Source organism: Sulfuricurvum sp. RIFCSPLOWO2_12_FULL_43_24 (genome assembly GCF_001829605.1).
Taxonomy (GTDB): Bacteria; Campylobacterota; Campylobacteria; order Campylobacterales; family Sulfurimonadaceae; genus Sulfuricurvum.
Window position 1 is genome coordinate 1 of sequence record NZ_MIBT01000049.1, and the last position, 15,981, is coordinate 15,981.

Genomic DNA, 15,981 nt, shown 5'->3' on the forward strand with positions numbered 1-15,981 from the left:
CATCATCAATGTAGTTCAAATCGCCAATCTCATAAAAACGGCTCTCTGAGGAGAGAAGTGTATTGATCTTCATTTTTTCCGAAGGGCCGAACACCCCTTGGATCTTTCCGGCACCGAAAAGAGATTCCCCTTTGGTATGGGCACCGCATCCGGTCAAAAAGAGTTTTTTGCCCTGCTTATCCATCTGGTTGATATAACCTCGGACACTGACATCGGCTCCATTCGTTACCGTACAGGAGTTAACGACAACGATATCCGCGTTATCCTCATCCTCTGTCACTTCATAATCGTTCAACGCACTCATCATCACTTGGGAATCAAAAAGATTGGTACGGCAGCCGAAGGTTTTGAAATAGACTTTCGGCTTCATTGAGCGTCCATCGGAGGAGGAGATTTCGGTGGTATCGGGGCGGTATAAAAGGTCTGCGTCGGATAGGCGATCGTAATATCATGCTCGGCGTTAAACGCATCGACGATATCGGCAGAAATTGTACTTCGTAATGTTAATGTCGCATACGCATTGGTAAGATACCACGCACTCACTTTCATCCCGTTGGATTCGATAAACGTAAAGACGCGCGGCTCAACATTACTGTTTTTGAGGCTGTATTTGTCTCGCAGTTTGTTGATCTGCTTACGAGTAATATCGGTGTAGCCTTTGGAGTATTTTCGGCAAATCTCTTTCACCAAATGGGCCGCTTTTTTGTGGTTAGAATCAAAGGTGATAACAATATCGATCCCATCCCACACCGTTTTCAGTGACCCATGCGAATAATTGGCAATCATCGAGGTGAAAATGTAGTTATTCGGAACAAAAACAATCCGTCCCGCCCGTCGGTTTACTTCGACGGTCGTAAGTGTTACGTCTTCCATAATCGTGATACGCTGCATTGAAATATCCAACACGTCTCCGACGTATTCCATCCCGTCTTTCATGAAACGGACACGATCACCCACGTGAATCGACCCGCCGACCACAATAACCAACCATCCCAAAAGTGACATAAACCAGTCACGCATCGCAATCGCCAAACCGGCAGATGCGAATCCGAGAACGGTAGCGAAATAGCCCACATTATCGATGTAACTAAAGAGGAGAATCAAAATAATCAGCGTCACATTGATAAACGTAACGATTTTATTGGCCATATAGAACCGCTCGTTATCGACGATGTAGCGTTTAATCACCCGCTTGAACAAAAAGGAGATTAAAAACAGAACAACAACGATCATTCCGATATTGAGAAGTTTAAAAATCTGATCTTTTATCTCTTTGTTGATTTTCGCTTCGGTTGATTCAATCCGTTTTTCGTACACATCCGCAGTAGAGATTAGGGTCTCAAGGGCTAATTTAAACTTTTCCACTTGCAGCAATGTTGCCTCAAGCTCAACTTCGTAATCGGCTTTGGGATTGAGGTGCATTAAATCTTTATACAATCCGACTTGGTGTTCTAAAAGCGCTATCAGTTCCTGGAGTTCCTCTTCACGCAACACATAATCGTGATACTGGCTGTTGAGCCGTTTCACATAGGAAAGTCCTGTAAAAATATCAAGAGGATTGGTGATAGAGGGAAGTTCACCCGCTTCATCCGGTTTGAGCAGTGAAACGAACGGAGAGGCCCCTTGTGCTTTGAGCAAATCAATCTGCTCGGTCAATACTTTTTGTTTTGCCTGAAGCGCTTCAATTTCTAGTTTGCGTTCAACGTTAGAGGACCTGTTTTGCAGCTGTTCAATCCGATATTTAACGTCCCGAAGACTTTTTCGTGCCTCTTGATACGCCATATAGGAGTTATAACTTTTAAGCCAAATACTGTTGCCGTGAGAAAGCTCTTTTTGGATTTTTGCGAGTTCATCCTGAGCATTTTGAATTTGAACCTCTTGCGGAACCTCAATCGGCTGCTCTTCAACCGCTTTTTCCTCTTTTTGGGCGGCATTGAGGGTTAAAGCACTAACAAAAAACAGCGCTAAAAGAAATCGATAGCCTCTCACGCGCTCATTCCTTGAAATTTTGATAAACTCTTTTTCACCGCTACCGCATCGATTGCATCGGTAATCTCAACGCCGCCGATTCCGCGAGGGAGGATGAAGGTAATAGTGCTATCAGCACTTTTTTTATCCAAGAAAAAGGTTTGGTAAAATTTCTCAACATCATGAATCGGATACGTAAGCGGCAAATCGTAACGACCTAACAACGTCTTAATACGCATCGCTTCTTCAAAGCTCATCAGTCCCATTTCACAGGCCAAATCGTTGGCCATTACCATACCGATAGCGACACTTTCCCCATGAAGATAGGTTTCGTAGTGTGTCTCATTTTCGATGACATGACCGAAGGTATGACCGTAATTGAGTGCCGCGCGAAGCCCCTGTTCTTTTTCATCCGCTTCCACCACACGCGCCTTCGTTTCAACCGCCATTTTTATAGCATGTTGAAGATTATCCCCTTCGCGCAAATCATTATTTTCTAACCATTCAAAAAATGAGAGATTAAACGTTACCGCCATTTTGACGATCTCGGCTACACCGGCACCAAACTCACGCGGTGCAAGGGTGGATAAAAAACTCGGGTCGATATAGACGGCGCGAGGTTGATGAAACGCACCGATCAGGTTTTTACCGAAACGGTTGTTCACCCCTGTTTTACCACCGACACTGGCATCGACTTGGGAAAGGAGCGTCGTAGGGATCTGGATAAAATCGATCCCGCGATTATAGAGACTCGCAGCAAATCCGCCCATATCTCCGATCACACCGCCGCCAAAAGCAATCAAGAGTGATTTGCGGTTCAAGCGATGATCAAACATCCGGTCTAAGATACTCTCAATCGTATCAAGCGTTTTATACTGCTCGCCATCGGGGATCGTAATGACATACACCTCTTTGGCTTTAAGAGTGGAGAGTAGCGTTTGCAGATGTAAACCCGCAACTTTCGGATTGGTCAAAACAGCCACTTTACCCTCGAAGTTTATCTCCGGCAAAGAACCAATGTGAATAGGGTATGAGTCATCGATAATACGTTTGAGATTAATAGAGATTGTCATAGAAAAACCTGATGGATTAAGTTATTGCGTAATGAGTTATATATTACAGAAACATCACTTAAAACCCTCTTGGACAGGGCTGAAGCGAGTTCTTAAATTTGAGTCGGGATAAACAGTTGATGGTAACGACCCAGCTTATGGTACAACACTTCAGGATCGGTAGAAAAATAGGCATTAAACGGGTTCATAAACATTTTAGAGGTGAACGGGAGAACATGAAGAAAGTTATCCCGCTCACGCAGGGTTCGAATCGGGTTCTCTTCTTGGGCAGAAACATGAATGGATTTGGAAAAGATCGTGGCAAGATTATTAAAATGTTCTATTACCTCTTTTTTATGAGACCCCTCTTCATTCGCGTAATCAATCAGTTCCAGATTAAAACCAAACTGTGATGAAACGTCAAATATGGTGGTAGAAATATTTTCAATATATCCCTCTTCACTCAAAATCACTACACTCTCTTTGAGCGATGAAAAAGAGCGTTCGGAGAGTTTTAACACCGGCACATTTCCGGCATAAAGTTTTTTACGAATACTCTTCCTCGAAAAAGCGGTATGAGAAACCACAAAAAGACCAATATGGTATTTTTTGATATCGTCCAAAATGATCCCCTCATCGGGCTTTGCATCATAAGAAATATCGATGGTTACACCGCCTTGAACGGAGGCCTTAATCATTCTCAAAACATCAATATCACCGGGGTTTACGACTTTGATAATGAGGGGCTGACGAAGCTTTTTCTGAATAAAAACACTTCGTCTGACCAGTGCCATAATAGCGGATGGTTTTTCGATACTCATATCAATATAGAGGTAAATTTTAGATCCGAAAGGGGCAGGAAATTGCCCCAGTTCTCGTTTGATTGCCCGATAAATAGAGCGTAATACGGCAGGATCGCCGACCAAAACCAACGTATCATTGGGCTGAATCATTTTATTATCACTCGGAATAATGAGTTGACGGTTTCGGTAAATTGCCGCTATTTTCCAGTTTTTCTGTTCAATCGATCCGATATGGCGATACACAAACGAACTTCCAAAAGGGACGAGAACTTCCATGATTTCACCCGAACCCAACCCGATATTTTTCGCAAGAACAGGAATATTGGGGAGATAATCGATCAAGTTTGCGGCAATCAGTTCTTGCATATTAACCCATTCAATATCATCACATGGACTTACTGCATTCCATAAGTCAAGTGCAATGATCCGAATAGAAGGTTTGTACATACGAATATTTTTAATCGTCTGTTCTAAATCATTTGCATTTTCCATCACTAAAATGATTTGCCAGAAATCCATTTTTAAAAGATTGGAAATTTTGTAAAAACTGGTAGGATCAAATTGAAAAAATTTGTAACGTGCCGGATTGTAACCCTGGAAATCATTCTCATGCGTTTGGACAACATAATAGAGGTTTTCACTGGTATAAGTGCCGATAACACGCTCTATATAGTGATGACCGATAGCTCCGTCACTGACGATTAATATTTTTTTCATTGTCCTGCAAACTACTTATGATCGTTAAATTTAAGACGTGATTGTAGCACAATTCGTTTATAGGGTAAAAATTAAATTCATATGTGTAGTATCGTTTTTTTTGATTAAAGTATGATACACTATATTCATCTGAACCGAGACATTGGAGGAGGAGCATTGATGCATCTTGATGCCAAAAAGTTTTTCTTCGCCTTTTTCTTTTTTATTGCAACACTCATACTATTGGGCTATTACCATTTTGATCATGAAAAAAAATTCATCAATCACAATATAAACGCCAATTTGCAACGTGCCGTTGAATCGGCACAAGCAGTGGTCGGTGACAATTATCATTCTAAAGTTTTAACGAGTACGCCGACCACGGTTGAAGATGCCGATACTATCAAAACCCTCACCGCTCTGGCACACGCACAAGGGGTCGAGTATATTTATTCTTTAGTAATGGATAACAAAGGACAACTCCGTTTTACCTCCAGCAGTGCCCGTAATCATGAACTCCGAACCGGTCAAAACCTTACCCGATTTTTCGATATTTATCCCAATAATCCCGATATGATTAAAGCCCTTAAAACGAATCAAATGGTTTGGGATCTTAAAGAAGAATCAGATCAATGGGGACAATTTAGAAGCGTATATCTCCCAGGAACCACACCATCGGGCTATCGCTACATTATTGGAGCGGATATCGAAGTGGGCTCCATTCAAAGACTTTCCAATGCCGCAGCTTTCAAAGCCATTTCAACCTCTCTGATCATTTTTTTAGGTGCATTGCCATTTTTACTCGTCTATCGAAATACCATGCATGGTACCGCAAACTTTTTACGTTCCCAAGTCCTTAATGCAACCGATGAGCTCCGAGAAGTAAACGAAATATTAGAAACAAAAGTTGAAGAAAAAACCAAACAGCTGATCTCCCAAACCTTTGAAGACACTCTGACCGGTTTACCGAATCGTCATCGACTGCAATACGATATGGATCGGACCCGATATAGTGCATTGGTCATATTAAATATGTATAATTTTAGAGAAATCAATGATTTTTTCGGATTTAGCGCCGGCGATGATCTCTTACGACAGATGGGGCACTGGCTGATAACCCTTGATTTGTACCCGTATCGTCTTAGCGGGGATGAATTTGCCGTATTGTTTGACGAAGAATTAAGTGAAAGTCAGCTCGAAGATCTCTGCTTGAAATTGCTCAATCGTCTTCACGATTATCCGTTCAGAGTGGGTACAGAAAGTATCTCTCTTAATGTTACCATCGGGATTGATCAAGGACCTGATATCTCTTTGGCACATGCCGATATAGCCCTCCATCAAGCCAAAGAGAGCAGTCAACATATCGCGTTTTATAACAGTGAATCGCATGTTGAAGAACAATATCAAGCTAATATTGCCCTTACGTCAACCATCCACAATGCACTATCTTCAGGTCGGATTATCTGTTTTTATCAGCCGATTGTCTCCAATCAAAGTGGACGAATTGAAAAATATGAAACACTTGTTCGAATGATTGATGAATCCGCGCATATTATTCCGCCACTCGATTTTCTCCAAACTGCCAAAAAAACACGTTTGTATCCCCAAATTACCCGAACCGTTATCGAACAAGCGTGTAATACTTTCAAAAATCGAAATGAAGAATTCTCCGTGAACCTCTCTATCCGTGATATTTTAGACCAAGGAACGGTTCGATTTATCGAAGAGATGATTGTTGCAACCGATACGGCTCACCGCATCGTATTTGAAATTTTAGAATCCGAGGGAATTGATAATTTTGATGCAGTTATAGAATTTGTTCAGATAATGAAAAGCTTAGGTGCAAAAATTGCCATTGACGATTACGGAACCGGATATTCCAGTTTGGAAAATATCCTTCGACTCGACGTTGACTACATTAAAATTGACGGATCACTCATCCGTAATATTAACAGTGATCCAAAATATGCCGTTGTTGTCCAACATATTGCAGATTTTAGCGCACATCTCGGTATTAAAACGATTGCTGAGTTTGTCAGTTCGGAAGATATCTATCAACATGTAAAAGCAATCGGAATCACCTATTCACAAGGATATTACACCGGTAAGCCGAGCATCCTTACCATTTAAAGCAATTTTTCCTGACCAATCCGATAAAGGGCAAAATCGTATTTAAGCGGATCATGCGGATCAAACTTTTTGAGTCTTTCCGTCAGCTCAATGGCGGAACGCATATCGCATACAGACCGCGTTAAAAGCCCTAATCGGTGAGAAACATTAAACGTATGGGTATCCAGAGGCATTATCAAGTCACTCATAGATACACCGCTCCACAATCCCATGTCGAGTTCGTTTTTACGAACCATCCAACGTAAATACATCATCCACCGTTTCATTGCCGACGCTTTTGTTATCGATACAATCGGTTTTCCGATCAAAAATTCATACCCCTTTGAGCGATACGGGTTAAGGTCATAAAGAGATGTAATCAATGTCGATACTCCACCAATGAGTCCATCCGAAGAATACCCATCTTTAAAAGCCTTTTCAGCCCCGCCGGAAGCTTTTAATCTCCCAAGGGTACAGAACCATTGGATTATATCTTCGCTACTTTGAAAACGATAATATTTCCCCTCTAATTTGAAACGTAAATCGGATTCAGCCAAATCCACTAAATCCTCTTCCAAAGTGGCTAAAAAGGCAACAATGGCTTTTGCGCTCCCATAAGCAAACAAGGCACACGTAAGCGCATGATGTTGATCCATAGTACGACGCGCGATCATCAGCGGATCAGGGCGTGCTTCGCACAATTCATCTCGATGATTGCGTGCAGCTACCTGCTCATCGAGATACGCTTTAAGGTTTTTCACTAGCGCCCTAGCAGATAAAGTTGTTTACGCTCACTTGATCCCGCGATATTGAGCTGTTTACGGTATTTAGCGATAGTACGACGAACCATCGTAATCTTGAATTTTTCTTGGATCATCTCAAGCAGTTTCATATCACTGAGCGGTTTTTTATGCGACTCATTTTTGACCAATTCAGAGACATACTCTTTAATTGCGGCATTGGAGACATCTTCATCGATCGCTGTCGTGAAAAACTCTTTCATCGGGTAAATACCACGATTACACGCAATATATTTGTTGGCAATCGCACGAGAAATAGTAGAAGGGTTATGACCGAACTCATCCGCCAGCGTTTTAAGGGTTAGCGGTTTAATCGCCCCTCCCGTAAAGAAATCATACTGATATTCAACGATCATCAGCCCTACTTTGTACAAGGTCGCTTTACGCATCTCTAACGCATCCACAAGACTTTTGGCCTCTTTGAGCTTGTCACGGACAAAAGTATGATCGACTCCGTACGCTGCATCGATGGAAATTGAGGGATAATATTGATCGTTCAATTTTACTTCGATCCCCTCTTCTGGATCCGTATAGATCATCAAATCAGGGATAACCTGCATTGAGTCCTCCATGTAATCGATTGCCGGAGGATTTTTAAAACTCCCGATAACCCGCATCGCTTCGTCAAAAAACGGCTCTTTTCGGTAGCGCCCTAATTCATCGAGATGATTGATCATATCCGATGCTAGGGTGTATCCCGAATCACTGATTGACGAGGAGTCCAGTTGAAATAAAAAAGATTCACTCACATTTCGTGCGCCGATACCGACCGGTTCTACATGGATAAAACGGAGACGGATTTTTTCAAATTGTTCCATCGTCAGAGCGTTTTGAGCACAAAAAACTTCCGATTCCCCCTCATAATATCCCCCTTCGTCGAGATTTTCGATGATATGGGTAGCAATAAGACGAGAAATCGGCGTGGGAAATAAAGAGCTGTCTATCTGCTCTTCGAGCACTTCATACAAACTCTTGTGCTGGATCGTGAGTGCTTCAATCGCTTCGCTGTGAGAGTTCTGAACATAGCCAAATTGAATTTTTTTCGGGATTCTTGCTTCAAAAGACTCCTCATATCCCGATTTGACATCGATCAGAGGGTTTCCCTCAACAAACGGAGCCATCGCTTCACCCAGATCACTGAGACTCGACTGCAAAATCGGCAGCCAGTTACGAAGAGTGTTAGAAAGCTTGTTTTTGAGCTCGACGCTGGTTTTTACCCGTAACATCTGATGCTAAAACTTGAACGATTCACCGAGATAGTGTTGACGCACATCGGCATTATGAGCAATTTCATCACTTGTTCCCGATGCTAGAAGCTGACCGCTTTTAATAACATAGGCTCGATCGCACACCGCTAGCGTTTCTCGTACATTATGATCGGTAATCAAAACACCGATCCCGTACTCTACAAGCTGCGAGATAACACTTTGGATGTCCATTACGGCGATCGGGTCAACTCCGGCAAACGGCTCATCGAGGAGTAAAAAACGGGGTTTGTTCACCAATGCCCGTGCAATCTCGGCACGACGACGCTCTCCGCCGCTGAGATTGATCCCGCGACGGTTTCGGATCGGTTCGATATTAAACATCTCCAACAACTCTTCAATCCGCTGTTCCGCCATCTCTTTACTCAATTTCCCCGCTTGTGCTGCAATCACGAGATTCTCTTCAACGGTGAGGTCTTTAAAGATCGAGGCTTCCTGAGGTAAGTACCCTATCCCCAATTTGGAACGTTTGTGCAGAGGCAAAGCGGACACATCAACCCCATCAATAAATACTTTCCCATCCGTTGCTTCGATCAGACCGCATATCATGTAAAATGTTGTTGTTTTTCCGGCACCGTTAGGTCCAAGCAGTCCAACGACCTCTCCGGTACGGAGTTCCATACTGATACCGCGAACAATTTCATGCTTTTTAATGGTCTTGACCAAATTCTCAATTTTTAATTCATGCACGCTGCACCTCATACCATCGCGAAGTTTCATCGCATTTAATAATTTTCACAATAAGTGTCTCAATCCCGGAACGTTTAAGTAAATTAATCAAAGGCTCATCTCCCCATTCGATCAAGTGATACCCCTCGTGCTCCAACTCTTCCATCATCCCTAAACTCAAAAATTTCTCAAAACCGTAATTGTAAAGATCATAATGGTAAAGTTTCTCACCGTAGCGTTGTTGAAGAGAGAACGTAGGGGAAGTCACAGAATCCCCCACCCCTAAAAAACGTGCAAAAGCCTGTGTGAAAGTTGTTTTACCACTGGCTAAATCGCCATGCAGGATAACAACTCCCCCTTGTGGCAGTAATTCAGTCATATCTGAACAGAGTTGAGGCAACTCATCTAAAGTAAGTTTGTTCATAGCTTAGAGGATACCGTAATAATTTGATCTAATTTTTGTGCCGCTTTGCCGCTGAGCAAAGTGTCACGAGCAATCTCCAATCCCTCTTGCGCATCTCGCGCCATCCCCTCTGCTACGAGTGCGTATGCCGCATTGATAAGGACCATATCCCGTTGTGCTTCAGTGGCACGGTTGTTTAAAATATCGGTAAGAATCTGAGCATTTTGTGCAGCTTCTCCGCCGAGAATCGCTTCAAACGGAGCTTTTTTGATCCCCAGCATCTGCGGATCGATCTCAAAATACTCTATCAGGCCGTTTTTCAAATGTCCCGCATAGGTGATATCGCTAATACTGATCTCATCCATCTTTTCGCGTGAACTTACCACGATTGCCGATTGCATCCCGAGTTCACGTGCCGCTTCGGCCATTTTAGGGACAAATACCTCATCAAATACCCCGAGGAGAATTTTAGAGAGCCCCACCGGATTGGTGAGCGGTCCGAGGATATTAAAGATCGTTTTCTCAGGGATCGAGCGGCGGATCGGCATGATAAATTTCATCGCCGGATGGTGGTATTGAGCGAATAAAAACGTAAATCCGCACTCTTGGAGGAGTGTCGAACTTTGTTCCAGAGAGAGATCGAGTTTCACCCCCAGATATTCGAGGACATCGGCACTCCCCGATTTGGAGGTGATAGAGCGGTTGCCATGTTTAGCAACATAAGCACCCGAAGCGGCAAGGACGAGCGCGACGGTGGAGCTGACGTTGAAACTTCCGCTCTTATCTCCCCCCGTACCGACAACGTCAATCAGCTTTGGTTTCAGTTCAGCGGGAACTTCGAGAATAATCGAATGACTACGCATCACCTCCGCCGCCGTTGCGATCATCGAGGAGGAAGTCGATTCATTCAGAGGAAGAGTCGATAAAAACTCCCTCATCTCCTCATCATTCATTCTATGTTCAAAAAGTGCTTCAAAATCCGTTTTAGTGGCGTTCATGAAAGCTCCTTGATATAGAGGTTTTGTTGGGATTTCGGGGTCGATTTGAGGGTAGGTATAGCGAGCACTTCGTAGCGCATCTGTTTTTCGAGGTATACGAGGGTGATGATATCCCCTACGGCCACGTTTTTGGCCGGTTTCACCGCTTTGTCGTTGATGTAAACAACACCCTCGCCGATCATATCCTGAGCAACGGTGCGACGTTTGGTCAGATTGACCGCATTTAAAAATTTATCGATTCGCAAAAATGATTCCGTAGTATTGATTTATAAGTGTTTATTGTAGGTAAATGAAGCTAAAAGAGAGGTAAGAGCGCAAAAATTGTTCCACTTATTTTATCCCGTTCGCCCTGAGCCTGTCGAAGGGTGTATTTCTCGCTCCCAAGCTCCAGCTTGGGAGTGTGTAATATTTATTTATTATAAGTCTGCATTCCCAACGAGGACGTTGGGAACGAGTAATAGCTATTTTGAAGTTAATTTAGTAGATGACCCTTCGACAAGCTCAGGGCGAACGGGATATAAGATTTTAACTCGCAAATCCGCTCTTAAAAGAGTCCTTGGCAACCACTATTTGCTTTTGTTTCTCTTTACGTGCCGTATCTTTTTCGACGAAGATTTTTTTACGGGTTGCAGGGTCCATTTCGGTGTAATACATCACCGCAGAGTACGTTCCCGGTGTCGGGGTAAATACCTGCGCTTGTTCAGGGTTCATCTTTAGTTCATCGGTCGTAAAACGTTTCAGATCGTGCATATCTTTCTCGGTGCATCCCGGATGGGCGGCGATGAGATAGTAGGTCAAAAACTGCTTTTTTCCCTCTTCTTTGTTCAATTTATCATAAAGCTTTTTAAAATCAACGAGGGTTTGTTTCCCCGGTTTGTTCATCAGATGCAATACATGGTCTGAGGTATGTTCAGGTGCAACTTTCATCTGACCGGAGATGTGATGTTTTACCATCTCTTTGAGATACTCATACCCTTGACGTTTGTCCTCGTTGATGAGATCGTAGCGCACCCCCGAAGCAACAAACGCTTTTTTGATTCCCCGCACTTCCCGAAGTCGGCGAAGGAGATTGATAACACGGGTGTGATCCACTTTCATCGATTTGCACAGATGGGTGTCATCGACGCACCGTTGATGGTCACACGTACCGTGTTTAAGTTTTTTGTTACACTCATAGCCGTACATATTTGCCGTGGGGCCTCCGACGTCACTGATAATCCCTTTGAAATCTTTGTACTCGGTAAATTGCGTTGCTTCCGCTAAAATCGATGCTTCGCTGCGGGTACGGATAGTACGTCCCTGATGCACACCAATCGCGCAGAAATTACACTCTCCCCAGCACCCCTGATGGGTCATAATGGAAAACTTGATCGTCTCCAGGCACTTTACCGCACCTTTAGGACGATGATAGGGATGAAGCTCACGGGTAAAGGGCAATGCCGAAACTGCATCCATCTCGTTTTCATCGAGGTAATCAGCAGGAGGGTTTTGGATTGCGTATCGTCCATCCACCTCTTGACATAGCCCCTTTGCAGAGATGGGGTCGTTATGGTTGTAAAACGCATCAAACAGATCGATATATTTCTCTTTGTTATCCAAACACTCTTGATGGGATGGGAGGGTCAAATACCCCTCACGCGGCTCTTTGGCGATATAACACACCCCTCGAATGTTATGAGGAGATTCACCTCTCTCTAACGCTTTTGGCAGAGCGATGATCGCCCCCTCCCCCATTCCGTAAATGAGATAATCGGCTTTGGAATCGAACAAAATAGGCTTACGGAGTTTGTTCGTCCAGTAGTCATAATGGCTCACGCGACGCAAACTCGCCTCGATTCCTCCCAGGACAATAGGGACGGTGTTTTTGAAATGTTTGCGGATAAGATTGGTGTAAACGAGTGTCGCACGATCGGGTCTGGCATTATTGACACCGCCGGGGGTGTAGTCGTCGCTGTTACGAAATTTTTTGGTTGCGGTATAGTTGGAGACCATCGAATCGACACTTCCCCCGCTCACCCCCCAAAAGAGTTTCGGTTCGCCTAAACGCATCACATCATCCGTATTAATATCAGGCTGAGCTATGATCCCGACCCGATACCCCTCACGCTCCAGTATCCGTCCTACCACTGCGACACCGATAAACGGAGAATCAATATAGGCATCACCGGAGATGAGGATAACGTCACACTGATCCCATCCGCGTGCTTGCATTTCAGCACGGGTGGCGGGTAAATATCGGAGAGTTTCAGGGGTAATAGTTTTCATAACGCGATTGTACCACAACGTCATCATCCTCGGACTTGATCCAAGAATCCATCTTTTGCACTTAAGATTATTTTTCTTTGGCTGGATTCCCACCGTAAACCTGCGGTATAATATTTTCTATGAAAAATACCCTAAATGAAGGTAAGTGGACATGAAAAAATTACTAAAGGAACATTAAATGGAAGAACAAGGAAATCTATTCATTTTACTGGCAGTTGTAGCTGCTTTTGCTTTCGTGTTGACACGCAAAAAAAGACAATAGCATACGCCATACCCGCAGGGGGCACAATGGCCGTTCTCACGGGAATGACAAAAAAGCTGCATACACTATTGCAGCAATGCTACCGGCGCGATATGAGAGCCTTGAAATCGTTCAATACCGAGCGCTTTTAAGTTTTCAACCTCTTTTGCATCTTCGATATTAATCGCTATGATCGAAATCCCCAGACTTCGGATAACGTTATTAAAACTCTCACGACTCTTACCCGTCTCTTTATCGAACATCATATCTTGCAAATAGGCACTGTTTGCTTTGATATAATCCGGGCGAATTGCTTGAAGATAATGAGCACCTGCTTCAGGAATCGCAAAATGATCGATTCCGAAACGGTATCCGAACATTTTAATCATTGAACTGATAGTAGATACCGCTTCGAGTTCATTTAATGCTATGGTATTGCTCACTTCAAACCATAACACTAAGTCACTCTGACGATGGAATACTTCCAATTGAGCTCTTAGCCATTGAATATTGGCATATTTTTTCACAAAATCGCCGCTGAGATTCAACGCTAACGGTGTTATCGGATTATGCTCTTTGATGTGTTTAAAGACTTTTTCGATCATATAACGATCCAGAGTATCGATAAGGCCCAGACTCGTCGCAACAGGGATAAAATAGCCTGCTGAGTGAATAACTCCCTCCCGATCCAACAATCGCAAAAAGATCTCTTCATGGAGTACATTAAGTTCATCAGAACGTTGTTCAACCGCACTTTGAAATGCCAACAACATACGAGATTCCTCTAAACTTTTGAGTAATTCACTGCGCCACTCTTCACGCCCCAAAACTAGCGGCTCATCTTCTTCGAGGTTCTTGTCTATCATAAAATTACCGCGAAGTTTGGCCTGAGTTACCGCATGATCGGCGCGTGAAAAAAGTGATTTAAGGGTGTCTTTTTCACTGTAGGTACCGATTCCGCATCCAATAATCAAATATTCCAAAAGATCTTTATCCATCTCATCAATAACGTTACGCATATGAATCATAATCAGTTCAATTTGATGGTATACCTGATCTATCTCATAGGCCGGAATCGCCGCAAAAAAATCGCTTTCATTCAATCGTGCAATCAGAGAATGACGGAACGAACCAAGATGGGTGTTCAACGCTTCGGCCAGAGTATTGACCAATTGGGTATAACGCTCATACCCTTTTTCACGCTTCAATCGGTCGAGTTCATTGATACTCAGCATGACATAAATACCCGAAGAAAAGGATGCATCCGATTGGAGATAATCGGGTAGTTTAGCGGTGAGATAACGACGGTTATGAAGTTTCGTCTCGCTATCTTTATAGAGAAGTTCGTGATAACGTCGTAATGTTTCGTTCTCCCGTTCAAAAATATCTTTGACTTTTTCTACCATTGCATTCATGGCTGTTGTAACAGAGCGAAATTCGGTTGTGAAGGGGATTTTTTTCTCAATAATAAATTCGTTATCAATAATTGCTTTAGCTTGATCACGGATCCGTTTCAACGATTTAAGACTTAGTGAAAGTAAAAGATACAACGTCATAAAAACGACAATACCGATCATTAAAAACGTTTGGATCAAATCGATCAATGTACTATAGAGTTGACGATAGGCATTTCCCGTATGTCCGCTCACTTCCAACGTACCAAAGCGGCTCCATCCGATCATAATATCACTCGTTACACTCACATTATGAATCGGCACCATCTCGATAAACCATTGAGGAACATCACTAACACGGACATCACTTTCCCGGTTATAAACTTCTTTGCCATCGATATCGACCAGTCGGATACGTTGGTAATACCCGCTGTCATAGATCGCATTGATCATTGTCTCCATACTCGAAGAGTCCGAAGGATCTGCTACTTTCGAGAGTGAAAGGCCCAACGAGTGTGCCGTATTTTTAGCGTCGGTATAGAGCTGATTTTGGACGAACTCGGTTGCCGATTTAAAGTTCAGTAACATCACCGACACCAATATCACCCCTAAAAAGAGGGTTAGCATTATCACCAACTGTTTAAATAAACTCATCACTAATCCTTTTATCGTGTTATAACTAGCTCGTCCCATGGACGTTTTTGTTTGGTTGCCGCCGGGACCATTTTCCCGATTTGCGCTTGCTTGGCATTAAAAAGCTCATCCCCGCTGAAACTGTAAATAGGTATCAAATCGTCCCGTACGGATGCGGGGAGAATTTTAAAATTGTAGTTGTCCAAAACGAGTGGTATCGATTTGGGGGTTTCGTAATAGGTCAGAACCAAATGCGCCGTTTTGTAGCGAATCGATTTCGCATAGGTCATAAAGAGTTTAGAGGTCGGAACACCCAGCTCTTTAAGGGTAAAATATTTGGCAATAACATAATCTTCACAATCGGCTCTGTCTTTACCGATAAATTCATAGCGTGTTGCCCAGTAATCGCTGATTCCCCATGTCGTTTTATCGGATGCATAAGGGGTTTGATTGAAAAAATCATTCACCTTTTCCATTTTTCCCATATCGTCCAAATCCCGCGCTTCATTCATCATTTGAATAAGATAGAATGCTCTTTTTTTGGCAATCGGACCGTATTCACGCTCGATTTTGTCCATAAAAGCTTTGGAAATAGAAAATTCGGGGGAACTGAGGAGAATGGCGGCAAGTGCCGCCGTTATGAAGAAAAGAGCAACCGTTTTTTTCATGCTCTTATTGTAGCGTA

At 43.2% G+C, this 15,981-nt stretch carries 13 protein-coding genes and 1 pseudogene; 1 reads left to right on the forward strand and 13 read right to left on the reverse strand.

What is annotated here, in order from left to right; genetic code table 11:
- The 4 genes and pseudogenes from A3G19_RS04855 to A3G19_RS04870 form a co-directional block, all read right to left on the reverse strand.
- Nucleotides 1-370 (reverse strand): annotated as a pseudogene (locus A3G19_RS04855) (tRNA (N(6)-L-threonylcarbamoyladenosine(37)-C(2))-methylthiotransferase MtaB); the annotation flags it as partial.
- On the reverse strand, nt 367-1,989 hold the full coding sequence (locus A3G19_RS04860) for a mechanosensitive ion channel domain-containing protein (RefSeq protein WP_294870870.1): 1,623 nt from the start codon (nt 1,987-1,989) through the stop codon (nt 367-369). The pseudogene A3G19_RS04855 and the gene A3G19_RS04860, both read right to left, overlap by 4 nt.
- Complete coding sequence (aroB, locus tag A3G19_RS04865) at nt 1,986-3,041, reverse strand: 3-dehydroquinate synthase (RefSeq protein ID WP_294870872.1); 1,056 nt, start codon at nt 3,039-3,041, stop codon at nt 1,986-1,988. Before aroB ends, A3G19_RS04860 begins: the two co-directional genes overlap by 4 nt.
- A gap of 92 nt (nt 3,042-3,133) precedes the next feature.
- Nucleotides 3,134-4,540, reverse strand: coding sequence for a TrkA C-terminal domain-containing protein (locus tag A3G19_RS04870; RefSeq protein ID WP_294870874.1), 1,407 nt, complete (start codon nt 4,538-4,540; stop codon nt 3,134-3,136).
- A gap of 111 nt (nt 4,541-4,651) precedes the next feature.
- Here A3G19_RS04870 and A3G19_RS04875 point away from each other — a divergent pair, with 111 nt between their 5' ends.
- Nucleotides 4,652-6,649 carry a GGDEF domain-containing phosphodiesterase gene (locus tag A3G19_RS04875; RefSeq protein ID WP_294870875.1) on the forward strand — a complete coding sequence of 666 codons (1,998 nt, stop codon included), beginning with the start codon at nt 4,652-4,654 and terminating at the stop codon, nt 6,647-6,649.
- Here the strand turns inward: A3G19_RS04875 and A3G19_RS04880 are convergent.
- From A3G19_RS04880 to A3G19_RS04920, 9 genes are all read right to left on the reverse strand, one after another.
- A complete protein-coding gene (locus A3G19_RS04880; protein WP_294870877.1) occupies nt 6,646-7,389 on the reverse strand; it encodes a TIGR02757 family protein in 744 nt (247 codons plus the stop codon). The genes A3G19_RS04875 and A3G19_RS04880 overlap by 4 nt on opposite strands.
- Nucleotides 7,389-8,654 (reverse strand): RNA polymerase factor sigma-54, encoded by a 1,266-nt coding sequence (locus tag A3G19_RS04885; protein WP_015653903.1) that lies wholly within the window; start codon nt 8,652-8,654, stop codon nt 7,389-7,391. The genes A3G19_RS04880 and A3G19_RS04885 overlap by 1 nt, the downstream gene beginning before the upstream one ends.
- Nucleotides 8,655-8,660: 6 nt before the next feature.
- Nucleotides 8,661-9,383: an LPS export ABC transporter ATP-binding protein gene (gene lptB / locus A3G19_RS04890; protein WP_294870879.1), complete on the reverse strand. Its 723-nt coding sequence runs from the start codon at nt 9,381-9,383 to the stop codon at nt 8,661-8,663.
- On the reverse strand, nt 9,376-9,786 hold the full coding sequence (tsaE, locus tag A3G19_RS04895; RefSeq protein WP_294870881.1) for a tRNA (adenosine(37)-N6)-threonylcarbamoyltransferase complex ATPase subunit type 1 TsaE: 411 nt from the start codon (nt 9,784-9,786) through the stop codon (nt 9,376-9,378). The genes lptB and tsaE overlap by 8 nt, the downstream gene beginning before the upstream one ends.
- Nucleotides 9,783-10,763: an anthranilate phosphoribosyltransferase gene (gene trpD / locus A3G19_RS04900; protein WP_294870882.1), complete on the reverse strand. Its 981-nt coding sequence runs from the start codon at nt 10,761-10,763 to the stop codon at nt 9,783-9,785. Before trpD ends, tsaE begins: the two co-directional genes overlap by 4 nt.
- Nucleotides 10,760-11,008 carry an RNA-binding S4 domain-containing protein gene (locus A3G19_RS04905; RefSeq protein ID WP_015653907.1) on the reverse strand — a complete coding sequence of 83 codons (249 nt, stop codon included), beginning with the start codon at nt 11,006-11,008 and terminating at the stop codon, nt 10,760-10,762. The genes trpD and A3G19_RS04905 overlap by 4 nt, the downstream gene beginning before the upstream one ends.
- 280 nt (nt 11,009-11,288) lie before the next feature.
- Nucleotides 11,289-13,028 (reverse strand): YgiQ family radical SAM protein, encoded by a 1,740-nt coding sequence (locus A3G19_RS04910; RefSeq protein WP_294870883.1) that lies wholly within the window; start codon nt 13,026-13,028, stop codon nt 11,289-11,291.
- A 327-nt stretch (nt 13,029-13,355) separates the two neighbouring features.
- Nucleotides 13,356-15,317: a LapD/MoxY N-terminal periplasmic domain-containing protein gene (locus A3G19_RS04915; RefSeq protein WP_294870885.1), complete on the reverse strand. Its 1,962-nt coding sequence runs from the start codon at nt 15,315-15,317 to the stop codon at nt 13,356-13,358.
- Between the two features lie 11 nt (nt 15,318-15,328).
- Complete coding sequence (locus tag A3G19_RS04920; protein ID WP_294870887.1) at nt 15,329-15,964, reverse strand: transglutaminase-like cysteine peptidase; 636 nt, start codon at nt 15,962-15,964, stop codon at nt 15,329-15,331.
- Nucleotides 15,965-15,981 lie beyond the last annotated feature (17 nt).